Source organism: Streptomyces sp. NPDC041713 (genome assembly GCF_055591085.1).
Window position 1 is genome coordinate 81,306 of sequence record NZ_JBVIZY010000017.1, and the last position, 21,452, is coordinate 102,757.

Annotated in this window: 19 protein-coding genes and 1 pseudogene; 11 read left to right on the forward strand and 9 right to left on the reverse strand. The window is 73.1% G+C overall.

Translation table 11 applies throughout. From position 1 onward, the window contains the following. Window positions 1-80: 80 nt before the first annotated feature. Window positions 81-1,409 carry a serine hydrolase domain-containing protein gene (locus ACZ6CV_RS34035; protein ID WP_469255329.1) on the forward strand — a complete coding sequence of 443 codons (1,329 nt, stop codon included), beginning with the start codon at window positions 81-83 and terminating at the stop codon, window positions 1,407-1,409. 135 nt (window positions 1,410-1,544) lie between these two features. Here ACZ6CV_RS34035 and ACZ6CV_RS34040 read toward each other — a convergent pair whose 3' ends face one another. Together ACZ6CV_RS34040 and ACZ6CV_RS34045 are read right to left on the reverse strand one after the other, a co-directional pair. Beyond that, complete coding sequence (locus ACZ6CV_RS34040; protein ID WP_469255330.1) at window positions 1,545-3,125, reverse strand: MFS transporter; 1,581 nt, start codon at window positions 3,123-3,125, stop codon at window positions 1,545-1,547. After that, window positions 3,122-3,772: a TetR/AcrR family transcriptional regulator gene (locus tag ACZ6CV_RS34045; protein ID WP_469255391.1), complete on the reverse strand. Its 651-nt coding sequence runs from the start codon at window positions 3,770-3,772 to the stop codon at window positions 3,122-3,124. The genes ACZ6CV_RS34040 and ACZ6CV_RS34045 overlap by 4 nt, the downstream gene beginning before the upstream one ends. Before the next feature lie 225 nt (window positions 3,773-3,997). On the opposite strand from ACZ6CV_RS34045, the gene ACZ6CV_RS34050 reads away from it, so the two are divergent. After that, window positions 3,998-6,217: an NADP-dependent isocitrate dehydrogenase gene (locus tag ACZ6CV_RS34050; RefSeq protein ID WP_469255332.1), complete on the forward strand. Its 2,220-nt coding sequence runs from the start codon at window positions 3,998-4,000 to the stop codon at window positions 6,215-6,217. A 71-nt stretch (window positions 6,218-6,288) separates the two neighbouring features. Here the strand turns inward: ACZ6CV_RS34050 and ACZ6CV_RS34055 are convergent, their stop codons facing one another. Further along, window positions 6,289-7,080, reverse strand: coding sequence for a LysR substrate-binding domain-containing protein (locus ACZ6CV_RS34055; RefSeq protein WP_469255333.1), 792 nt, complete (start codon window positions 7,078-7,080; stop codon window positions 6,289-6,291). Between the two features lie 80 nt (window positions 7,081-7,160). Between ACZ6CV_RS34055 and ACZ6CV_RS34060 the strand changes: the two genes are divergently transcribed. Beyond that, entirely contained in the window at window positions 7,161-7,577 is a 417-nt protein-coding gene (locus tag ACZ6CV_RS34060) for a DUF5997 family protein (RefSeq protein ID WP_469255335.1), read from the forward strand. Between the two features lie 16 nt (window positions 7,578-7,593). On the opposite strand, the pseudogene ACZ6CV_RS34065 reads toward ACZ6CV_RS34060, so the two are convergent. The 3 genes and pseudogenes from ACZ6CV_RS34065 to ACZ6CV_RS34075 form a co-directional block, all read right to left on the reverse strand. After that, window positions 7,594-8,789, reverse strand: a pseudogene (locus ACZ6CV_RS34065) (epoxide hydrolase family protein). An 83-nt stretch (window positions 8,790-8,872) separates the two neighbouring features. Further along, on the reverse strand, window positions 8,873-9,811 hold the full coding sequence (locus ACZ6CV_RS34070; protein ID WP_469255336.1) for an RNA polymerase sigma-70 factor: 939 nt from the start codon (window positions 9,809-9,811) through the stop codon (window positions 8,873-8,875). Between the two features lie 52 nt (window positions 9,812-9,863). Further along, window positions 9,864-10,337, reverse strand: a complete 474-nt coding sequence (locus ACZ6CV_RS34075; RefSeq protein WP_469255338.1) for a carboxymuconolactone decarboxylase family protein — start codon at window positions 10,335-10,337, stop codon at window positions 9,864-9,866. A 183-nt stretch (window positions 10,338-10,520) separates the two neighbouring features. Between ACZ6CV_RS34075 and ACZ6CV_RS34080 the strand changes: the two genes are divergently transcribed. Together ACZ6CV_RS34080 and rox are read left to right on the forward strand one after the other, a co-directional pair. Then, window positions 10,521-12,110 carry a hypothetical protein gene (locus tag ACZ6CV_RS34080; protein WP_469255393.1) on the forward strand — a complete coding sequence of 530 codons (1,590 nt, stop codon included), beginning with the start codon at window positions 10,521-10,523 and terminating at the stop codon, window positions 12,108-12,110. Then, window positions 12,107-13,549: a rifampin monooxygenase gene (gene rox, locus ACZ6CV_RS34085; RefSeq protein WP_469255340.1), complete on the forward strand. Its 1,443-nt coding sequence runs from the start codon at window positions 12,107-12,109 to the stop codon at window positions 13,547-13,549. The genes ACZ6CV_RS34080 and rox overlap by 4 nt, the downstream gene beginning before the upstream one ends. Window positions 13,550-13,612: 63 nt before the next feature. Here rox and ACZ6CV_RS34090 read toward each other — a convergent pair whose 3' ends face one another. Beyond that, window positions 13,613-14,011 carry a response regulator gene (locus ACZ6CV_RS34090; protein ID WP_469255341.1) on the reverse strand — a complete coding sequence of 133 codons (399 nt, stop codon included), beginning with the start codon at window positions 14,009-14,011 and terminating at the stop codon, window positions 13,613-13,615. A 158-nt stretch (window positions 14,012-14,169) separates the two neighbouring features. Between ACZ6CV_RS34090 and argC the strand changes: the two genes are divergently transcribed. From argC to ACZ6CV_RS34120, 6 genes are read left to right on the forward strand one after another with little or no spacing between them, the layout of a single operon-like run. After that, window positions 14,170-15,198, forward strand: coding sequence for an N-acetyl-gamma-glutamyl-phosphate reductase (gene argC, locus ACZ6CV_RS34095; RefSeq protein WP_469255342.1), 1,029 nt, complete (start codon window positions 14,170-14,172; stop codon window positions 15,196-15,198). Then, window positions 15,195-16,346 (forward strand): bifunctional glutamate N-acetyltransferase/amino-acid acetyltransferase ArgJ, encoded by a 1,152-nt coding sequence (argJ, locus tag ACZ6CV_RS34100; RefSeq protein ID WP_469255343.1) that lies wholly within the window; start codon window positions 15,195-15,197, stop codon window positions 16,344-16,346. Before argC ends, argJ begins: the two co-directional genes overlap by 4 nt. Then, window positions 16,343-17,290, forward strand: a complete 948-nt coding sequence (argB, locus tag ACZ6CV_RS34105) for an acetylglutamate kinase (RefSeq protein WP_469255344.1) — start codon at window positions 16,343-16,345, stop codon at window positions 17,288-17,290. The genes argJ and argB overlap by 4 nt, the downstream gene beginning before the upstream one ends. Continuing rightward, window positions 17,287-18,492: an acetylornithine transaminase gene (locus tag ACZ6CV_RS34110; protein WP_469255346.1), complete on the forward strand. Its 1,206-nt coding sequence runs from the start codon at window positions 17,287-17,289 to the stop codon at window positions 18,490-18,492. The genes argB and ACZ6CV_RS34110 overlap by 4 nt, the downstream gene beginning before the upstream one ends. Before the next feature lie 7 nt (window positions 18,493-18,499). Next, the gene (locus ACZ6CV_RS34115) at window positions 18,500-19,045 is read left to right on the forward strand and encodes an arginine repressor (RefSeq protein ID WP_355810501.1); all 546 of its coding nucleotides are present in this window, start codon (window positions 18,500-18,502) and stop codon (window positions 19,043-19,045) included. A gap of 32 nt (window positions 19,046-19,077) precedes the next feature. Then, entirely contained in the window at window positions 19,078-19,680 is a 603-nt protein-coding gene (locus ACZ6CV_RS34120; protein WP_469255347.1) for a hypothetical protein, read from the forward strand. Between the two features lies 1 nt (window position 19,681). Here ACZ6CV_RS34120 and ACZ6CV_RS34125 read toward each other — a convergent pair whose 3' ends face one another. Both ACZ6CV_RS34125 and ACZ6CV_RS34130 read right to left on the reverse strand, forming a co-directional pair. Beyond that, window positions 19,682-20,701, reverse strand: coding sequence for a bile acid:sodium symporter family protein (locus ACZ6CV_RS34125; protein ID WP_469255348.1), 1,020 nt, complete (start codon window positions 20,699-20,701; stop codon window positions 19,682-19,684). Window positions 20,702-20,776: 75 nt separating this feature from the next. Further along, window positions 20,777-21,382 carry a pyridoxamine 5'-phosphate oxidase family protein gene (locus ACZ6CV_RS34130; protein ID WP_469255349.1) on the reverse strand — a complete coding sequence of 202 codons (606 nt, stop codon included), beginning with the start codon at window positions 21,380-21,382 and terminating at the stop codon, window positions 20,777-20,779. Window positions 21,383-21,452: the final 70 nt, after the last annotated feature.

The following is a 21,452-nucleotide window of genomic DNA, read 5'->3' on the forward strand; positions in this document are numbered from 1 at the left end:
ATGGTTCGCCGTCCCGCGCCTTCCTAGCGTGTTCCTACGGGGTGATCACCCGAGCACCACCGCACGGAGGAGGGTTCCCGATGACCGGGACCAACAGGAACGCCGGGGCCAACAGGAACGCCGGGGCCAACAGGAACGCCGGGGCCAACAGGAACGCCGGAACCGGCACGCACGCCGGAACCGGCACACATGCCGGGATCAGCGCGCACGCCGGGATCAGCAGGCGTACGGGGCTCGCGGCCACCGCGGCGGCACTGGTCACGGGCGCGGCGGCGACCGCTCCCGCCGCCACGGCCGCCCCTGACCGCACGGGGTCGTCCCGCCGGGGGCGGGCCCTCCAGCGGGACGTCGAGGCGGTCGTCGCCACCGGCGCGAGTGGGGTCCTCGCCGAGGTGGCGGGTGCGCACGGCCGGACGACGGCCCGGGCCGGCGTCGCCGACCTCGCGGCGAAGGGGCCCGTGCCGTGGGACGCGTACTACCGCATCGGCAGCGACACCAAGACGTTCACCGCGACCGTCGCCCTCCAACTCGTGGGCGAGGGGCGGCTGAAGCTCACCGACACGGTCGAGCGGTGGCTGCCCGGAGCGGTCCGCGGCCACGGCAACGACGGGCGCCGGATCACCGTCGCCAACCTGCTCGGCCAGACCAGCGGCCTCAACGACTACATCACCGGCGACAGCGGGGACTTCACGCCGGAGGGCTACCGCCGCACCCGTTTCCGCTCGCAGACGCCGCGGGAACAGCTGGCGGTGGCCCTTGAGGCGCCGCCGCAGTGGCTGCCCGACGCGCACGACCCGGCGGGGGAGCGGCGCTGGGGCTACTCCAACACCAACTACGTCGTCGCCGGCCTCGTCATCGAGGCGGTCACCGGCCATCCGTGGGCCCAGGAGGTCCACGAGCGGATCATCGAACCGCTGGGCCTGCGTGACACGTTCACGCCCGGCACGTCGTCGTACGTGCCGCGGCCGACGGCCACCGGGTACACGTACTTCCCGGAGGAGACGCGCCCCACGGAGACCACGCTCGGCTTCGGCGGCGGGGCCGACGGCTGCCTGATCTCGACGACGCGGGACCACGGGGTCTTCCTGCGGGCGCTACTGGGCGGACGACTGCTGCGTCCGGCCCAGCTGGCGGCGATGCGGCGGACGGTGCCGGTGCGGGACTGGGTTCCGGCGGAGGGTGTCCGCTACGGCCTCGGCATCGCGTGGCGCCCGGTCGCCGGCCGCAAGGACGGCATCTGGTTCCACGGCGGAACCAGCCTCGGCTGTGTGAGCGAGGGCGGGGTGACGCCTGACGGCAGGACATCGGTGACAAGCGCGGCGTTCACGCTGCGCCTGGACAGCGAGAAGACCCACGAGGCGCAGGCACGGGCGGCGCGGAGGCTGGTGGAGAGGGCGCTGGGGGCGTGACGGGGGCTCCTGCGCCGTGAACGGGGTGCCGGGTGACCTTCCCGTGCCGAGGGCGGGGTCGTCCCCAGCGCCGGGACAGGTGCGCGGCCCGCACAGCCCTGGCGGACGACAGCCTCCGCCCCCTCTCCGGGGCCTCTACCCGTGCGTCGCCTCGTCCGGCGGCGCCTTCGCCGGTGCAGGCAGCCCCTTCTTCGCCGACCCCGCAGGCGCCTCCTGCACCACCGACCCCCGCCCCGGCCCCGCGAGCCCCGGCAACCGCGTCGCCGCCAGCGCTCCTGTCGCCGCCACCGCGGCCAACGCCGTCAGTGCCGTCGGCATTGCTGCGAGGAACGGCTCGGCGGACCAGTGTGGGGTGCCGGGGTCTTCGGTCGGCGTGCGGGACGTCAAGGTCGTCAGCAGCGTCGTCGCCAGTGCGATGCCCAGGGCCGGACCCACGTTCATCGCCGTCTGCTGCAGGCCGCCCGCCACCCCCGCGTCGGACTCCGGCGCATGGCGGACGACGACGGCCGTCGCCGCCACCATCACCGTGCCGAAGCCGGCTCCCAGCAGCGCGAACGCCGCGCCCGTCGCCACCGGCCCCGACGTCCGGTCCAGCTGCGAGAGCGCCAGGACGCCTGCCGTGAGTACCGCCATCGCCCCGGTGATCGTCCGACGCGGGCCCGCCCGGCGCAGGAGCTTGGCGGACAGCGGTGCGCCCACGATCATCGTCACCGCGAGAGGCACCCCGCGCAGCGCGCCGTGCAGCGGGTCGAGTTCCAGCACCTCCTGCAAGAAGTACGTCGCGACGAACAGCGCCCCGAACATCGCCGCCGACGCCGCGACGAGGATGCCGAGCGCGGGACCGACCGCCGGCGCGCGGAGCAGCCGCGCCGGCACCAGCGGGCCCGCCGTGCGCCTTTCGTGCCGCGCGAAGGCCGCGCCCGCCGCACACGCCACCACCAGCCCCGCGACCGTGGTGGCCGTCCAGCCGCTCTCCGGCACGCCGACCAGCGTGTGCACGAGACAGGCCAGCGCCACCGCGAGCAGCCCGGCGCCGGGCAGATCGAGCCCGTGCGCCGGCCCCGCCGCACGCCCCACCGGCCCCTGCCCCGCCGCACGTCCCACCGGGACCCCTCCCCGTACCACCAGCGCCAGCACGCCGATCGCCAGCGCCGGCACCACGCCGATGAAGAACACCGAGCGCCACCCCCACTGCGTGGCGAGCGCCCCGCCCAGCACCGGGCCGGCCGCCGCCGCGAGCCCGATGGCGCTGGTCCGCAGCGCGATGCGCGTACCGAGCCGGTCGGGCGGGAACGCGGCCCGCAGCATGCCGAGCGTCGCGGGCTGCAACAGCGCCCCGAACACTCCCTGTGCCACGCGCCACGCGATCACCACCCCGATGCCCGACGCGAGGCCGACACCCGCCGAGGCCGCCGCGAAGCCGAGGGTTCCGACGGCGAAGAGGCGCCGGTGTCCGTACCGGTCGCCGAGCCGTCCCGCGAAGACCAGCAGGCTCGCCACGGCGATCAGATAACCGGTGCTCGTCCACTGCACCTGGGCGAAGGACGCACCCAGATCGCGCTGCAGGGCCGGCTGGACGACGGTCAGTACGGTGCCGTCCAGCGCGACGATCATCGCGCCGAGGACGCTGCAGGCGAGGGTGAGGTTCCGCTGGGGTCTCAAGGTTCCGTCGGCGCAACGGGGTCCACGCGAGGGCAGCCGAGGCGGCGCGCTCATCCGGACAGCCGTCCCAGATGCGCGTCGAGCGCCGCGTCGACCAGCGTCTCCACGTCCTCCGCACCCGACGCGAGCCGCAGGCTGCCCCAGCCCCACAGCTGCGCGATCCCGTGCAGGTTGGCCCACAGCGCACCCGCGGCGACCCGCGCCCCCGCCCCCGTCCCCGTCCCCGCACCGGAGGCGGCCCCCGCCCCCGCCCCCGTCCCCGCCTCGGCCACGAGGCCCACCAACACGTCGAAGAGGGGCAGGCTCGTCTCCCGCAGGCCGAGCTGATTGCTCTCCAGCAGGTCGTGGCGGAACATCAGCTCGAACATGCCGCGATGCGTCGCGGCGAACCGGAGGTACGCCAGGCTCAGCGCCTTCAGCCGCGCCCGCGCGTCCCGCCCCGCCGAAGCCCCCGCCTCGGCCTCCGCATCCGCCGACACCCGCTCGTCCGGGCCACCGTCTTCCACCGCCCTCGCCGCGTCCGCCACCACCGTCGCCAGCTCGGCGAACCCCCGCCGCGCGATGGCGGACAGCAGCGCCACATGCGTAGGGAAATATCGACGCGGCGCCCCGTGCGAGACCCCCGCCCTGCGCGCGATCTCCCGCAGGGTCAGCGCCTGCACGCCGTGCGTCGCGAGCAGCTCCACTCCTACGTCCACCAGTCGGGCCCGCAGCCCGGCGTCCTCTCCACCCGCACCACCCGCACCCCCGGCCCCGTTCCCGTATCCCTTGTCGCTCTCGTCGCCGCTCTCGTTCATAGACACTGTCTACTACACCGCGTAGACAGTGTCTACGGAGATGGGGACCCCGAGGGCCCTGTCCGTGACGGGGGAGGTAGGAGGTATCTTGATGTCGAGAAATGTTGCAGACGCGGAGCGGAGCACCCGGTGACTGACTCGACCATCATCTACACCCACACTGACGAGGCCCCGGCCCTGGCGACCCATTCGTTCTTGCCGGTGGTCCAGGCCTACGCCTCGACGGCCGGTGTCAGCGTGGAGACCCGCGACATCTCGCTCGCGGGCCGCATCATCGCGAGCTTCCCCGAGCGTCTCGAGGAGGGCCAGCGCATCAACGACGCCCTCGCCGAGCTGGGCGAACTCGCCAAGACGCCGCAGGCGAACATCATCAAGCTGCCGAACATCTCGGCGTCGATCCCGCAGCTCAAGGCCGCCGTCGCCGAGCTGCAGGCGCAGGGCTACGCGCTCCCCGACTACCCGGACGACCCGAAGACCGACGAGGAGCGCGACATCCGCGCCCGCTACGACAAGGTCAAGGGCAGCGCCGTCAACCCGGTCCTGCGCGAGGGCAACTCCGACCGCCGCGCCCCCGCGTCGGTCAAGAACTACGCCAAGGCCCACCCGCACCGCATGGGCGCCTGGTCGGCCGACTCCAAGACCAACGTCGCCACCATGGGCGAGAACGACTTCCGCTCGACCGAGAAGTCCGCGGTCATCGAGGAGGCCGGGTCGCTGCGCATCGAGCTCGTCGGCGACGACGGCTCCACCACCGTGCTGCGCGAGTCCGTACCGGTCATCGCCGGTGAGGTCGTCGACGCCTCGGTCATGCGCGTCGCCGTCCTGCGCGAGTTCCTCAAGGAGCAGGTCGCCCGAGCCAAGGCCGAGGGCGTCCTCTTCTCCGTGCACCTCAAGGCCACGATGATGAAGGTCTCCGACCCGATCGTCTTCGGCCACGTGGTCCGCGCCTTCTTCCCGAAGACCTTCGCGGCGTACGGCGACGTCCTCGCCGCCGCGGGCCTGACCCCGAACGACGGTCTCGGCGGCATCTTCAAGGGCCTCGACTCGCTCCCCGAGGGCGCGAAGATCAAGGAGTCCTTCGAGGCCGAGCTGGCCGAGGGCCCCGAGCTGGCCATGGTCGACTCCGACAAGGGCATCTCCAACCTGCACGTCCCCAGCGACGTCATCGTCGACGCCTCCATGCCGGCCATGATCCGCACCTCCGGCCACATGTGGGGCCCGGACGGCGAGGAGCACGACACCCTCGCGGTCCTGCCGGACAGCAGCTACGCCGGCGTCTACCAGGTCGTCATCGACGACTGCCGCGCCAACGGCGCCTACGACCCGTCGACGATGGGCTCCGTCCCGAACGTCGGCCTCATGGCGCAGAAGGCCGAGGAGTACGGCAGCCACGACAAGACCTTCGAGGTCCAGACCACCGGCAACGTGCGGGTCGTCGACGGCGCCGGCAACGTCGTCCTGGAGCAGACCGTCGCCGCCGGCGACATCTTCCGGATGTGCCAGACCAAGGACGCGCCGATCCAGGACTGGGTCAAGCTGGCCGTCACCCGCGCCCGCGCCACCGGCAACCCCGCCGTGTTCTGGCTGGACGAGAGCCGCGCCCACGACGCCGTGCTGATCGGCAAGGTCGAGCGCTACCTCGCCGACCACGACACCGACGGCCTGGACATCCGGGTCATGTCGCCGGTCGACGCCACCGCGTTCTCCCTGGAGCGCATCCGCCGCGGCGAGGACACCATCTCCGTCACCGGCAACGTCCTGCGCGACTACCTCACCGACCTGTTCCCGATCCTGGAGCTGGGCACCAGCGCCAAGATGCTGTCGGTCGTCCCGCTGATGAACGGCGGCGGCCTCTTCGAGACGGGCGCCGGCGGCTCCGCCCCGAAGCACGTCCAGCAGCTGGTCAAGGAGAACTACCTGCGCTGGGACAGCCTGGGTGAGTTCCTCGCCCTCGCGGTCAGCTTCGAGCACCTCGCCACGAAGACGGGCAACGCGCGCGCCCAGGTGCTCGCCGACACCCTCGACCGCGCCACCGGCACGTTCCTCAACGAGAACAAGTCGCCGAGCCGCAAGCTCGGCGGCATCGACAACCGCGGCAGCCACTTCTACCTCGCCCTGTACTGGGCGCAGGAGCTGGCCGCGCAGACCGACGACACCCAGCTCGCGCAGGCCTTCGCGGCGCTCGCCAAGACGCTGGGCGAGCAGGAGGAGACCATCGTCGGCGAGCTCGCCGCGGTGCAGGGCTCCCCGGCCGACATCGGCGGCTACTACCAGCCGGACGCCGCCAAGGCCTCGGCGGTCATGCGCCCGTCCGCGACGCTGAACCAGGCGCTCTCGATCCTGGGCTGACCGCCCCGGTGACGCAGTGAAGGGGCCTCCCGCCGACGTGGCGGGAGGCCCCTTTCGCGTGTTTCAGCGGCTCAGGAGCGACGTCGGGGCTTGCCCCGCTTGGCGGCCTTGGGGCGGGCACCGCCACCGCCGCCACCGCTGCCGCCCCGCTGTGGTTTCCCGCCCGACTTGCCCGCGGCGGGCTTCTTCTTCGGCTGCGCCGACGCCTTCGCCTTCGAGGAAGCCTTCGCCCGCTCCTTCGCCGGGGTCTGCGCGCGGCCGCGCGAGCTGTTGACCGTCCGGCCGCGGACGATCCCGATGAAGTCCTCCACCAGGTCCGTGGTCTCGGCCTCCGGCCACGCCAGGGCGACGCGCGACTCCGGGGCGCCGGTCACCGGGCGGTAGGTGAGGTCCTTGCGGTGGTGCAGACGGGCGAGCGACTGCGGTACGACGAGGACGCCCACGCCCGCGGCGACCAGCTCCACGGCGTCCTCGGTGGTGGCGGGGCGCTCGTACGCGGGCTTGCCGGGCCGCGGCTCCCACTCCAGGGTCTCGTCGAGCGGATGGAAGACGACCTCGTCGGCCAGGTCCTCGGGGGACACCTCGTCGACCGCCGCCACGACGTGGTCCTTGGGGACCACGACGACCGTCGTCTCGGTGTAGAGGGGGATCGCGCTGAGGTCCGTACGGTCGATGGGCAGCCGTACGAAACCGGCGTCGGCGCCGCCCGCGCGGAGCATGTCGGGCGCCTCGGCGGCGGGGACCGGGAGAAGGGTCAGCGGGATGTCGGGCAGCCGCTCGTTCCAGATCCGCACCCACTTGGCGGGCGTCACTCCCGGAACGTAGGCGAGCCGGAACGACGAGGGTACTTCCGAGCCTGTCACCTCGCCAGGCTACCCGCCGTGGTCAGCGGTGGCGCACATGCGTGGTCAGCGGTGGCGCACATGCTCGATACCCTTGACCCATGACGTCGCACCAGACCACCCAGACCATGAAGCCCGCGACCGCGGCGAAGAAGCTGGGTGTGTACCTCCAGGCCACACCCGCCGAGTTCCAGGAGGGCGTCGTCTCGCGCAGCGAGCTGAACGCGCTGCAGGCCGATCCGCCCGAGTGGCTCCAGGAGCTGCGGCGCAACGGCCCGCACCCCCGCCCCGTCGTCGCCGCCAAGCTCGGCGTCTCCATCGCCGGTCTCGCCCGCGGCGGAGTGACCGAGCCGCTCACCACGGAGCAGATCGAGGCCCTGCGCGAGGAGATGCCCGGCTGGCTCCGCCAGGAGCGCGCCACCCAGGCCGAAGTCCGCCAGGAGGCCGTCCGCATCAAGGAGAAGCAGGCGGAGCAGGCCGAGAAGCGCGCGGCCCGCGGCGACGACTCCCGCGCCTGACCCCGAGCCCCGCCCGTCAGCCGCGTGCGCGCAGCGTGCGGAAGAACCTGCGTATGTCGGACACCAGCAGGTCGGGCTGTTCCATCGCCGCGAAGTGACCGCCCCGGTCGTACGTCGTCCACTGCACGATGTTGTTCGTGCGCTCGGCGATGTGGCGCAGCGGGATGAAGTTGTCGCGGGGGAAGTCGGCCAGCGCCGTCGGCGTCGGGGACGGCGCCGGCGGGTTGCCGGTGTACGCGGCCTGCGCCCGCTCGTAGTAGATGCGGGCGGACGAACCCGCCGTACCGGTCAGCCAGTACAGCATCACGTTGGTGAGCATCCGGTCGCGGTCGACGGCGTTCTCCGGGCGGTCCGTGGAGTCGGTCCACTCCTTGAACTTCTCCGCGATCCACGCCAGTTGGCCCACCGGCGAGTCGGTCAGGCCGTACGCCAGGGTCTGCGGGCGGGTGGTCTGGATGTCGGCGTACCCCTGCCGGTCCCGGCTCCACGCCCGCATGCGCTCCCACGAGGCGAGCGTGCGCTCGCGCTCCGGGGCGTCGAGCGCGGCGAGTTCCCGCTCGGCCGGTTCCTCGGTCTGGGCCGAGTTCGGCAGCAGGTTGAGATGGACGCCGATGACGTGATCGGGGCGCAGCCGGCCGTGCTCGCGGGAGATGCCGCGCCCCAGTCGCCGCCCTGCACCCCGTACCGCTCGTAACCGAGCCGCCGCATGAGCTCGGCGGAGGCCAGGGCGACCCGCCGGAACTCCCAGCCGGTCTCCGCGGTCGGGCCGGAGAGGCCGAAGCCCGGAATGCTGAGCAGCACCACGTGGAACGCGTCGGCGGGGTCCCCGCCGTGCGCCCGCGGGTCGGTGAGCGGCCCGACGATGTCGGCGAACTCGACGATCGAGCCCGGCCAGCCGTGGGTCAGCAGGAGCGGCGTCGCATCCGGTTCGGGGGAGCGGACATGGGCGAAGTGCACGTTCGCGCCGTCGATCGTGGTGGTGAACTGCGGCCACGCGTTGAGCGCGGCCTCCGCGGCCCGCCAGTCGTACACGTGCCGCCAGTGGTGCACGAGCTCCTCGAGGTAGTCGCGCGGAATCCCGTAGGCCCAGCCGACGCCCGGCAGTTGATCGGGCCAGCGGGTGCGGTCGAGCCGCGCGTGGAGATCGTCCAGGTCTTCCTGGGGCACGGCGATGCGGTAGGGGCGAATGCGGGTGTCATCGGAGGTCGTCATCGCTGCGCATGCTACGTCCGGGGGTTCGGACACAATCGGCATTTTTCCGGTGGTCACGCCTCCGGTGGCCACGCCTCAAGTGGTCACGCCTCCGGTGGCCGCGCCGCGGCCCGCATCAGCTGCCGGACCTCGCGGTCGACGGCCCAGGCGTCCCCGACCGGACCCAGGTGCCCGAGCTTGTCGGGGTTGATGATCAGACGGATCGCCCGGATCCGCCCGTCCGCCACGTCCAGCGCCAGCGTGTGCAGCACCCTGCCGTCCCGGTCCCGGAAGATCGCGCCGGGCCCGCCGTTGAGCTCGTGCGCCTCGTACGTCACACCGATCCGGGTCATCACCGGGAAACTGGAGGTCAGGAGACGGGCCACCTTCTCGGTGCCGACGACGGCCCTGGACAGCTGCGGACCCTTTCCGCCGCCGTCGCCGACCATCGACACATCGGCGGCGAGCAGCTCCCGCAGACCCGCCAGGTCACCCGCGCCGAGGGCGTCGAGGAACCGCGACGCCAGCTCCTCCCGGTCCCCGCGGGCCGGCGCGAAACGCGGCCGCCCGGCCTCCATGTGCCGTCGTGCCCGTACGAGCAGCTGACGGCATGCGGCCTCCGAGCGTTCCACCGCCGCGGCGACCTCGTCGAACCCGAAGCCGAACACCTCCCGCAGCACGAACACGGCGCGCTCCAGCGGGCTCAGCCGCTCCAGCAGCACGAGCGCGGCGATCGACACCGACTCGGCCAGCTCCACCGCGCGTTCCGGGTCCTGGTACGGGTCGTCGAGGAGCGGCTCCGGGAACCACGGCCCCACGTACTCCTCCCGGCGCGCCCGCGCCGACCGCAGCACGTCGATCGAGATCCGGGTGGCCGCCGCCGACAGATAGGCCTTGGCCGAGGTGGGCCGGGTCGCCGTGGCGTCGAAGCGCAGCCACGTCTCCTGGACCGCGTCCTCGGCCTCGCCCACGCTGCCGAGGATCCGGTAGGCGATCGAGAACAGCAGCGGCCGCAGCTCCTCGAACTCCTCCACCTTGCTCATGCCGTACCCCCTGCGGCGCGGGGCCTGCCCGGCCCCGCGCCGGCTCCGTTCGTCAGTGGACCTGGCCGGGCACGTAGTCGCCGGCCGGCTGCCGGGTGATGATATTCATCCGGTTCACCATGTTCATGAACGCGACATGCACCACCAGGGCGGCGAGCTGCTCCTCGGTGTAGTGCTTCGCGGCGCGGGCCCACACTTCGTCGGAGACCCCGCCGGCCGCGTCCGCGACCCGGGTGCCCTCCTCCGCGAGCTCCAGCGCGGCCCGCTCGGCCTCGGTGAAGACGGTGGCCTCCCGCCAGACCGCCACCAGGTTCAGCCGCACCGCGGTCTCACCGTCCGCGGCGGCCTCCTTGGTGTGCATGTCGACGCATGCCGCGCAGCCGTTGATCTGGCTGACGCGCAGCGCCACCAGTTCCTGGGTCGCGTTCGGCACGGAGGTGTCCTTGAGCGCCTTGCTCCCCGAGAGGAAGTACTTCAGCGCCTTGGCGGCGTTCGGCTGGGCCATGTAGTTCAGTCGCGCGTCCATGGTGTGCTCCCCGGTCCTCGTCCTGGTCCTCGTCGTGTTGCCTGGTGCCATCCGCGTACGGGGTGACATGCCCGTACGAGGTGACATCCCCTGAGACGAGACAGCCCCGGCCCCTGTGACATGCGCGGATGTGACCTGCGTCGCTCGGCGGTGGCCTGCCCGGGGGAAAATCCTTCCGTGCCCGTGACTCACCTTCTCAGCGGCCTCGCCGCCAACCCGTCCCTGCCGCCCGCCCTGGTCGACCGGCTGATCGCGTTCGCCGTCACGGAGCCGGACGGGGGTGACGTGGCCGCGGAGCTCGCGGGGCGGGCGGACCTCGGCCGTGCGCGGGCAGCTGCGCTGGTGTTCGGTGGCGAGGAAAGCGCCGTCCGCGCGTGCGCGGTCCGGCTCGCGGAACGGGGGTGGCCCGCCGCCGACGACGTCGACCCCACGGCCCAGCCGTACGTGGCCCTCGCCCTGCTCGGCGAAGGGGCCGGCCGGCCGGAGTGGGCGCGGCTCCTCGCGTCGGACCCGGTGGCCGGGCGCCGGGAGCTGCTGGCCGCCTGCCCCGCCCTGCCGTCCGACGTGGTGGCGCGGCTCGCCGCCGACCCGGACGTCCGCGTCGTCGCGGAGCTCGCCCTGTGGGCAGCGCCGGACATCGCCGCCGAACTCGCGCGGCACCCGCACGCCGAGGTCCGCCGCGCGGTGGCCGCCAACGCGTCGACGCCCGCGACCGTACTGACGGCCCTGCTGACCGGCGACGGGCTGCCGCCCGCACGGCGGTGCCTCGTCTGCGACCAGGAGGAGACGCCGTTCGTGCACGACCGGGAGTGCCCACGCCCTGACTGCGCACTCCCGCCGGGCGCGGCCTGCGACGGCTCCCACGAGTCCACCGTCCACGAGACGCGGCGGGCGGCCCTGGCCAACCCGGCCACCCCCGCGGAGGCCGCCGCCGAGTACGCCGACCACCCCTCCCTGCTCCTCCGGTGGCCCCTCGCCACCCGGCAGGACCTGCCGCCACCGGTGTACGCGCGGCTCGCCGCGGACGAGGCGCCCGGCGTGCGGGCCGACGTCGCCGCGAATGCCGCCGTCGACGAGTCCTTGCTGCGCGTGCTGGCGGACGACCGTAGCCCCGACGTACGCCGCGAACTCGCGCACCATCCGCGGATACCGCTCGACCTGCTCGCCGCCCTGACCGCCACCACCCGGATCGGCGCGACCCTGCTGCCGCGCGTGGCCGCCGCCTCACCCGCGGAGGTCGCGGAGCTGGCCGCGTCGCCGGTGCCGGCCCCGCGGATGCTCGTCGCCCGGCGCCGCGACCTTCCGCCGGAGATCCGCTCCGCGCTGGCCCGCGATCCCGACGCGAAAGTCGTCAAGTCCGTCGCGGCGCATCCCGGCCTCGACGAGGGGCAGTTGCGCGCCATGCTGGCGCGGCACGGCGCCCAGGTGGCGGCCTCGGTCGCGGCCAACCCGGACGCCACCCCGGCCTTCCTGGAGGAGCTGGCCCGGCAGCGGCCGCCGGCGCGCCGGGCCCTGCGCGAGATCGCGGGCCATCGCCGTGCCACGGCCCCGGCGCTGCTCGCCTGCCTGGCGGACCCACGGGCGCGGCCCGTCGCCGCAGGCCACCCCGGGCTTCCGCCCTGGGTGATCGCCGAGCTGCTGCGGGACGACGACTGGCAGGTGGTCGAAGCGGCGGCGGCCAATCCATCGCTGCCGCAGGCCGTGATGGCGCGGCACGCCGCTCCGACGGATCGCACCGACGAGGAAACCGATGAGAAAGAGGCGTGGGCATGATCGACGTGATCGTGGTCGGCGGCGGGCCGACCGGCCTGATGCTGGCCGGTGAACTGCGGCTGCGCGGCGTGCGGGTGGTCGTCCTGGAGAGGTTGACCGCGCCGACCGGACAGTCCCGCGGCCAGGGACTGCACGTGCGCAGCGTCGAGATCCTGGACCAGCGCGGCCTGCTGGACCGGTTCCTCGCGGTCAGCGAGACGTTCCGCGCGGGCGGATTCTTCGGCGGCATCAGGAAGTCCTGGCCGGAGCGGCTGGACACGGCGCACCCGTACGGCCTGGCCACCCCGCAGCCGGTCACCGAGCGGCTGCTCGACGCGTACGCCCGCGAAGCCGGCGCGGAGATCCGGCGCGGCCACGACGTGGTCGGGCTGAGCCAGGACGCGCAGTCCGTGACCGTCGAGCTGGCGGACGGCACGCGGCTGCGCTCGCGCTACCTCGTCGGCTGCGACGGCGGCCGCAGCACGGTCCGCAAGCAGCTCGGCGTCGGCTTCCCCGGGGTGCCCGCGACCGCCGAGACGCTGCTGGGCGAGCTGGCGCTGACCGAGGACCCGGCGACGATCGCCGCGACCGTCGAGCGGGTCCGGGCGACCCAACTGCGGTTCGGGGCAAGCCCGTTGGGCGACGGGATGTACCGCGTCGTCCTCCCCGCCGACGGGGCGGCCGAGGACCGGGTGACGGCGCCGGACATCGAGGAGTTCAGGGCGCAGCTGCGGGCGTACGCAGGCACCGACTTCGGCGCGCACGGCCCGCGCTGGCTGTCCCGCTTCGGCGACGCCACCCGGCAGGCCGAGCGGTACCGGGCCGGCCGGGTGCTGCTGGCGGGCGACGCCGCGCACATCCACCCGCCGACCGGCGGCCAGGGGCTCAACCTCGGCGTCCAGGACGCGTTCAACCTCGGCTGGAAGCTGGCCGCCGCGGTCGAAGGACGGGCGCCCGAAGGCCTCCTGGACAGCTACCACGACGAGCGCCACCCGGTGGGCGCCGCCGTCCTGGACAACACCCGCGCCCAGATGCTGCTCCTGGGCTCCGACCCCGGCGCGACCGCGCTGCGCGGGCTGCTGTCGAAGCTGATGGACTTCGAGGAGGCGAACCGGTACGTGACCGGGATGATCACGGCGCTCGACGTCCGGTACGACTTCGGCTTCGGCGAGGGTCACGAGCTCCTCGGCACGCGGCTGCGCGACGTACGGCTGCGGCGGGGCCGGCTCTACGAGCTGCTGCGTACGGGTCGCGGCCTGCTGCTCGACCGGACGGGCCGCCTCGCGGTGACCGGCTGGGCGGACCGGGTGGACCACGTGGTCGACACCGCCGAGGAAGTGGAGCCGGACGTCCCCGCGCTGCTGCTGCGACCGGACGGCCATGTGGCCTGGGCGGGCGCAGACCAGCGGGACCTGCTCGCCCAGCTGCGGAGGTGGTTCGGCGAGGCGGGGGAGGGCTGAGACGAGCGGGCTGAGCGGCCTACCGGGGCGAGGGCCCGGCCCCGGCCGACAGGAGCGGCCGGTTCAGGCGGGCTGGTCGGGGTCGCAGCTCGCCCGGCGGCGGCCGATGTCCACCAGCGCGGCGCGCAGGGCGGCCTGGTCGCCGGGGCGCACGACGTGCACGCAGCCGTCGACCTCTTCGAGGAAGGCGGCGGCGACCGGCGGGTCCGAGGACAGGTGCCAGATGACGCCACTGGGCGGCTGCAGGTCACGGACGCCCTGGAACAAGGTGGCGAGGCCCTGCCCGGCGCCGGGCGCGGCGCTGTCGATCAGCACGATGTCGGGCAGCAGCGCACGGGCCTGGGCCAGGGCCTGGACGGGCCCGCTCGCATGGGAGATCACCCGGAAGTGCGGGCCGTCCTGCACGAAAGGACGCAGCGAAGCGGCCACGTCGTCGTCGGCCACGATGAGCACGGTCATCATGCGACCAGCTTGCCCCGGCCGCGGGGTCCGCGCCTGCGCGCCCTTGTCCGACCCGGGCCGCCCCTTGCGCACCGAGGCCGCGACAGCCGCGACGACCAGCCCGCGTTGCATAAAACTGCAGCGGAACGTATAGTCATGCCATCCAAGAGGAGGGTTCCATGAGGGTACGCGCAGCAGTGGCAGGGGCGAGTGGGTACGCGGGCGGCGAGCTGCTGCGTCTGCTGCTCGCGCACCCCGCGATCGAGATCGGCGCCCTCACCGGCCACTCCAACGCGGGCCAGCGCCTCGGCGCGCTGCAGCCGCATCTGTTCCCGCTCGCCGACCGCGTCCTGGAGCCGACCACGGCCGGGGTCCTCGCCGGGCACGACGTCGTCTTCCTCGCGCTGCCCCACGGGCAGTCCGCCGCCGTCGCCGAGCAGCTCGGGCCCGACGTCCTCGTCGTCGACATGGGCGCCGACTTCCGGCTGGCCGACGCCGCGGACTGGGAGACGTTCTACGGCAGCCCGCACGCCGGCACCTGGCCGTACGGCCTGCCCGAACTGCCGGGCGCCCGCACCGCGCTGGAGGGGTCCAAGCGCATCGCGGTGCCCGGTTGCTACCCCACCGCCGTCTCCCTCGCGCTCTTCCCGGCGTACGCGGCGGACCTCGTCGAGGCGGAGGCGGTGATCGTCGCGGCCTCCGGCACCTCCGGCGCGGGCAAGGCCGCCAAGCCCCACCTCCTCGGCTCGGAGGTCATGGGCAACATGTCCCCGTACGGCGTCGGCGGAGGCCACCGGCACACGCCCGAGATGATCCAGAACCTCAGCGCCGCCGCGGGCACACGGGTCGGCGTCTCCTTCACGCCGACCCTGGCGCCGATGCCCCGCGGCATCCTCGCCACCTGCAGCGCGAAGGCGAAGCCCGGCGTCACCGCCGAGAGCCTGCGGGACACGTACACGAAGGCGCTCGCCGACGAACCGTTCGTGCGCCTGCTCCCCGAGGGGCAGTGGCCCGCCACCGCCGCCGTGTACGGCTCGAACGCCGTGCAGATCCAGGTCGCCCTCGACGAGGCGGCCGGGCGCGTGATCGTGATCAGCGCCATCGACAACCTGACCAAGGGCACCGCGGGCGGCGCCCTGCAGAGCATGAACATCGCCCTCGGCCTCGACGAGGCCACCGGGCTCACTACGATCGGAGTCGCGCCGTGAGTGTGACGGCAGCCAAGGGATTCACCGCGGCGGGCATCGCCGCCGGAATCAAGGAGAACGGCAACCCGGACCTGGCCCTCGTGGTCAACACCGGGCCCCGCCGGGCCGCCGCGGGCGTCTTCACCTCCAACCGCGTCAAGGCCGCTCCCGTGCTCTGGTCGGAGCAGGTCCTCAAGGGCGGCGTCGTCTCCGCCGTCGTCCTCAACTCCGGTGGCGCCAACGCCTGTACGGGGCCGCGGGGCTTCCAGGACACGCACGCCACCGCCGAGAAGGTCGCCGAGGCGCTGTCCCTGAACGCCGGCGAGGTCGCCGTCGCCTCGACCGGGCTCATCGGCGTCACGCTCCCCATGGACAAGCTGCTGCCCGGCGTCGACAAGGCGGCCGGTGAACTCTCCGCGCACGGCGGCGAGAAGGCCGCCATCGCCATCAAGACCACCGACAGCGTCCACAAGACGTCCGTGGTCACCAAGGGCGACTGGACCGTGGGCGGCATGGCCAAGGGCGCGGGCATGCTCGCCCCCGGCCTCGCCACCATGCTCGTCGTCCTGACCACCGACGCCGACCTGGAGGCCGACGTCCTGGACCGCGCCCTGCGCGACGCCACCCGGCTCACCTTCGACCGCGTCGACTCCGACGGCTGCATGTCGACCAACGACACCGTGCTGCTGCTCGCCTCCGGCGCCGCCGACGTCACCCCGCAGTACGCCGAGTTCGCCGAGGCCGTCCGCGAGGTCTGCGACGACCTGGGCCGCCAGCTCATCGGCGACGCCGAGGGCGCCAGCAAGGACATCAAGGTCGAGGTCGTGAACGCCGCGAGCGAGTCCGACGCCGTCGAGGTGGGCCGCTCCATCGCCCGCAACAACCTCCTCAAGTGCGCCCTGCACGGCGAGGACCCCAACTGGGGCCGGGTGCTCTCCGCGATCGGCACCACCTCCGCCGTCTTCGACCCGAACGAGCTGAACGTCGCCATCAACGGCGTCTGGGTCTGCAAGAACGGCTCCGTCGGCGAGGACCGCGAGCTCGTCGACATGCGCTACCGGGAGATCGTCGTCACCGCCGACCTCGCCGCCGGCGGCGAGAGCGCGACGATCTGGACCAACGACCTCACCGCCGACTACGTCCACGAGAACAGCGCGTACTCCTCATGAGCACCGACACGCCCAAGGACGCGAGCGGCCAGCCCACCGCCCGCAAACACACCGCGCTGCCCAAGGCGCAGACCCTCATCGAGGCGTTGCCCTGGCTCACCCGGCACCGCGGGAAGACCGTCGTCATCAAGTTCGGCGGCAACGCCATGGTCGACGAGGAGCTCAAGGCCGCCTTCGCCCAGGACGTCGTCTTCCTGCACCACGCGGGCCTCAAGCCCGTCGTCGTGCACGGCGGCGGCCCGCAGATCAGCAAGGCCCTCGACCGGCACGGCATCGTCAGCGAGTTCAAGGCGGGCCTGCGCGTCACCACCGAGGACGCCATGGACGTGGTCCGCATGGTCCTCGCCGGACAGGTGCAGCGCGAGCTCGTCGGCCTGCTCAACCAACACGGCCCGCTCGCCGTCGGCCTCACCGGCGAGGACGCGCACACCATCACCGCCACCAAGCACCAGCCCCGCATCGAGGGCGAGTTGGTCGACATCGGCCGGGTCGGCGAGATCACCGAGATCGACACCGGCGCCATCGAGGCGCTGCTCGCCGACGGCCGCATCCCGGTCGTCTCCTCGATCGCCCGCTCCCAGGACGACCACCATGTCTACAACGTCAATGCTGATACGGCGGCTGCGGCACTTGCGGCTGCGCTGGACGCCGAGACGCTGATGGTCCTCACCGACGTCGAGGGCCTCTACGAGGACTGGCCCCACTCCGACGAGGTCATCAGCAGGCTCACCGCGCGGGAGCTGGAGAAGCTCCTGCCCGAGCTGGCCAGCGGCATGGTCCCGAAGATGGAGGGCTGTCTGCACGCCGTGCGCAACGGCGTCGAGACCGCCCGCGTCATCGACGGACGGGTCCAGCACTCGATCCTGCTGGAAATTTTCACGGACGAAGGAATCGGCACGATGGTCGTGCCCGACACGCAGCACGTCCCGGAGGGGGAGTCATGAGCAACCAGGAGCTGACCGGGCGCTGGCAGGGCGCCCTCATGGACAACTACGGCACGCCCAGACTGCCCCTCGTGCGCGGCGCGGGCACCAAGGTGTGGGACGCCGACGGCAAGGAGTACCTCGACTTCGTCGGCGGCATCGCGGTCAACGCCCTCGGCCACGGCCACCCCGCCGTCGTCGAGGCGGTGAGCCACCAGATCGGCGCCCTCGGCCACGTCTCGAACCTGTTCGTCGCCGAGCCGCCCGTCGCGCTCGCCGAGCGGCTGCTCCAGCTCTTCGGGCGCGAGGGCCGAGTGTACTTCTGCAACTCCGGCGCCGAGGCCAACGAAGGCGTGTTCAAGCTCGGACGGCTGACCGGCCGGCGCCACATGGTCGCCACCCGGGGCGGCTTCCACGGCCGCACCATGGGCGCGCTCGCCCTCACCGGCCAGCCCGGCAAGCAGGAGCCGTTCGTACCGCTGCCCGGCGACGTCACGCACGTCCCGTACGGCGACGTCGAGGCGCTGCGCGCGGCGGTCACCCCCGAGACCGCCTTCGTGATCATCGAGCCGATCCAGGGTGAGAACGGCGTCGTCGTACCGCCCGCGGGCTACCTCACGGCCGCCCGGGAGATCACCCGCGCCACCGGCACGCTCCTCGTCCTCGACGAGGTGCAGACCGGAATCGGCCGCACCGGCCACTGGTTCGAGTACCTCGCCCACGAGGGCGTGGAGCCGGACGTCGTCACGCTCGCGAAGGGCCTGGGCGGCGGACTCCCGCTCGGCGCGACGGTCGCGTTCGGCGCGGCGGCGGAGCTGTTCAAGCCCGGCCACCACGGCACGACGTTCGGCGGGAACCCCGTCGCCTGCGCCGCGGGACTCGCCGTCATCGACACCATCGACGCCGAGGGCCTGCTGCAGAACACCAAGCGGGCGAGCGAGCGGCTGCGCGGCGGAATCGAGTCACTGGGACACCCCCTGGCAGGCCATGTAAGGGGCGCGGGCCTGCTGCTGGGTATCGTGCTCACCGAGCCGCTCGCGCCAAGGGTGCAGCAGGCGGCTCAGGACGCCGGCTTCCTGGTGAACGCGCCCGCCCCCGATGTCGTACGGCTGATGCCGCCGTTGAACGTGCGCGACGACGAGGTGGACGCGTTCCTCCGGGCGCTGCCCGGCGTACTGGACAAGGCCGCTGCGGCCGACGGGGACGGACGATCCGGAGAATGAGACGACGATGAGCCAGGCGCAAGGCAACGAGCACGTCGACCACGCGGGTCCCGCCGTGCCGCAGACCCGCACCGCACGCCACCGCCGGATCGTGGACATCCTCAACCGGCAGCCGGTGCGCTCCCAGAGCCAGCTGGCGAAGCTGCTCGCCGACGACGGCCTGACCGTCACTCAGGCGACGCTCTCCCGGGACCTGGACGAGCTGAACGCGGTCAAGATCCGCAACGCCGAGGGCGACCTCATCTACGCGGTGCCGAGCGAGGGCGGTTTCCGCACCCCGCGCGCGCCGCTCGGGGAGTCGGCCAAGGAGGAGCGGATGCGGCGTCTCTCCGCGGAGCTGCTGATCTCCGCGGAGGCCTCGGCCAACCTCGTCGTCCTGCGCACCCCGCCCGGCGCCGCCCAGTTCCTGGCCTCGGCGATCGACCAGGCCGAACTGCACGACATCCTCGGCACGATCGCGGGCGACGACACGCTGATGCTGATCAGCAGGGAGCCGACGGGCGGCCAGGCCCTGGCGGACCACCTGCTCCGCCTGGCGTCGAACGACCACTAGTCTCGCCGGGCGCCGCACCCTACCGTTCACGCATGCGTGGACGACGTGCACGTTCCTTACCGCTTCTCACCCTCGTCTGTGGCGCGGCGCTGTTGACGGTCACCGCGTGCGCGAGCGAGCCCGGAACGCCGGCGGAAGCCGCCGCGCCCTCGTCGTCCGGCGGTGAGGGGGGCCGCTTCGAGGTGCGGTGCGCCGGCAAGAGCTTCACCTTCTACGAGGGGACGCCACCGCCCGATGTGGCGTCGGCGTGCCCCGAGGCCCCCGCGCCGTCCCCGACGCCGACCGTCACGATGACGCCGCGTTTCGTGGCGGGGAAGGGGTGGAGGGGGCCGAAGTGCGGGCCCAGGGACAAGCGGGGCGTGACCCGCCGGGGCACCCCGCTGACCTGTTCGCCGTCCACCGAAGACGCCGAGTGGCGCCTGCTGGTGGAACCGGAGAAGGGCGAGTCCTGCGTCGACGAGGGGGAGTGGGACGTCCGCGTCCCGCCGTACAGCCTGGTCTGCCGAGACAAGGTCTGGCGGCGCGGGGCCCTGCGCAATCCCTCCCCCTCGCGCTCGGACACCCCGAAGCGCGTGCCGATGCCTCCTGACGCGCGCTGGTGGCCCGCGCAGGTCCCCGGACAAGGCCACGGGTGACTCAGCCGGATTCCGCCGTCCGCGGCAGGACCGGTTCCGCCGCGGCCCCCTCGCCGCCCCGCGCCCGATACGACATCCATGCCGCCACCAGCGCCCCCGACACGTTGTGCCACACGGAGAACACCGCCGAAGGCAGTGCCGCGAGGGGGCTGAAGTGGGCCGTTGCCAGGGACGCCGCCAGGCCCGAGTTCTGCATGCCGACCTCGAAGGCCATCGCCCGGGACGCGGGCGGGCCGAGGCGGGCGAGCTTGCCGGCGCCGTAACCGAGCGCCAGGCCCAGGCCGTTGTGCAGGAACACCGCGAGGAACACCAGCGCCGCCGCCGACTTGATGGCCGTGGCGCTGCCCGCGACCACGATCGCCACGATGGCGGCGATGGTCAGCGCCGACAGCCACGGCAGCGCGCCGAGCACCCGGTCCACGTACCGGCCGAGCAGCAGCCGGACGAGCAGACCGGCGACGACCGGCAGCAGCACCGTCTTGAGGATGTCCGTCACCATCGAACCCGCGTCGACGGGCAGGTACTCGCCGGCGAGCAGCAGCGTCAGCGGAGGCGTGACCAGCGGGGCGAGGACGGTCGAGACGGTGGCGACGGAGACGGAGAGCGCCACGTCGCCCCGCGCCAGGTACGTGACCACGTTCGACGCCGTGCCGCTCGGCGCGCAGCCCACCAGGATGACGCCGGCCGCCAGTTGCGGGGAGAGACCGAGCGCGTGGGCGATCAGCCAGCCGAGCCCCGGCATGATCACGTAGTGCGCGACGAGGCCGAGCGCGACGGCCCACGGCCGCTTGACCACGCCCTGGAAGTCGAGCGGGGTCATGGTCAGCCCCATGCAGAACATCACCACGCCAAGCAGGTACGGGACGTTCGTGCCCCAGCCCGCGAAGGCGTCCGGCGCGGCCAGGCCGAGGCCGCCGGCCGCGAGGACGAGGACGGGGAAGACGGTGACGGCGCGGCGGGCGGCCCGGTCGGCCGGGTCCGCCCCGCCGACCGCAGTGGTGGTCGTCTGTTCGGCTTGCACGGCGCGATGGAACGCCTCGCTCCGGCGTCCGTGCAACCCCGTCTCGGTATGTGGTCCTTACACGGAACGCGGTCGTTACGCGGAGGCGGGCGGCGCGGAGGCGCTCGGCGGCAGCGGGAGGGGCAGCGCGGGCAGGCCGTCCATGCTCTGCGCGATGTACTCCTTACGGGCGAAGTACGCGCTGAGCGACGCGTCGTCCTCGCGCGCGAAGCGCCGGGCGTGCAGATCCCGGTCCTCGTCGTACGACATGTAGGGCACCGCGTATCCACAGCTGTCGCGGACGCGTTCGGCCGTCACGACAATGACGGCGCGCAGACCGTGCGGCGTCGGATCGATGCCGGGGAAGTGGCCGAGGAGCTCCTCGAAGCGCGGGTCGTCACGGAAGACGGGCTCGCCCCGGCCGTGCACCCGCACGATGTTGGGCGGCCCCTGGAAGGCGCACCACATGAGGGTGATGCGGCCGTTCTCCCGCAGGTGCGCGATGGTCTCGGCGTTGCTGCCCGCGAAGTCGAGGTAGGCGACGCGGAGTTCGTCGAGCACCACGAACGAGCCGCGCATTCCCTTGGGGGAGAGGTTGACCGTGCCGTCGCCGGCCAGCGGCGCGGTAGCGGTGAAGAACATCGGCTGCTCCTCGATGAAGGTGCGGAGCCGGCCGTCTATGCGTTCGTACGTCTTTCCCATGGGCGGTGATTATGGCGCAAGTCCTTCAGTCGTCTAATGAGTTTGCCGATGTCCCGGTCGTGAGGGGCGG

Excerpts from the sequence above, each read along its gene's own strand:
- ACZ6CV_RS34035 (WP_469255329.1), top strand. The coding sequence starts at position 81 with ATGACCGGGACCAACAGGAACGCCGGGGCCAACAGGAACGCCGGGGCC.
- ACZ6CV_RS34040 (WP_469255330.1), bottom strand. The coding sequence starts at position 3,125 with ATGAGCGCGCCGCCTCGGCTGCCCTCGCGTGGACCCCGTTGCGCCGAC.
- ACZ6CV_RS34060 (WP_469255335.1), top strand. The coding sequence starts at position 7,161 with ATGACGTCGCACCAGACCACCCAGACCATGAAGCCCGCGACCGCGGCG.
- ACZ6CV_RS34070 (WP_469255336.1), bottom strand. The coding sequence starts at position 9,811 with ATGAGCAAGGTGGAGGAGTTCGAGGAGCTGCGGCCGCTGCTGTTCTCG.
- ACZ6CV_RS34075 (WP_469255338.1), bottom strand. The coding sequence starts at position 10,337 with ATGGACGCGCGACTGAACTACATGGCCCAGCCGAACGCCGCCAAGGCG.
- rox (WP_469255340.1), top strand. The coding sequence starts at position 12,107 with ATGATCGACGTGATCGTGGTCGGCGGCGGGCCGACCGGCCTGATGCTG.
- ACZ6CV_RS34090 (WP_469255341.1), bottom strand. The coding sequence starts at position 14,011 with ATGATGACCGTGCTCATCGTGGCCGACGACGACGTGGCCGCTTCGCTG.
- argC (WP_469255342.1), top strand. The coding sequence starts at position 14,170 with ATGAGGGTACGCGCAGCAGTGGCAGGGGCGAGTGGGTACGCGGGCGGC.
- argB (WP_469255344.1), top strand. The coding sequence starts at position 16,343 with ATGAGCACCGACACGCCCAAGGACGCGAGCGGCCAGCCCACCGCCCGC.
- ACZ6CV_RS34110 (WP_469255346.1), top strand. The coding sequence starts at position 17,287 with ATGAGCAACCAGGAGCTGACCGGGCGCTGGCAGGGCGCCCTCATGGAC.
- ACZ6CV_RS34115 (WP_355810501.1), top strand. The coding sequence starts at position 18,500 with ATGAGCCAGGCGCAAGGCAACGAGCACGTCGACCACGCGGGTCCCGCC.
- ACZ6CV_RS34120 (WP_469255347.1), top strand. The coding sequence starts at position 19,078 with ATGCGTGGACGACGTGCACGTTCCTTACCGCTTCTCACCCTCGTCTGT.
- ACZ6CV_RS34130 (WP_469255349.1), bottom strand. The coding sequence starts at position 21,382 with ATGGGAAAGACGTACGAACGCATAGACGGCCGGCTCCGCACCTTCATC.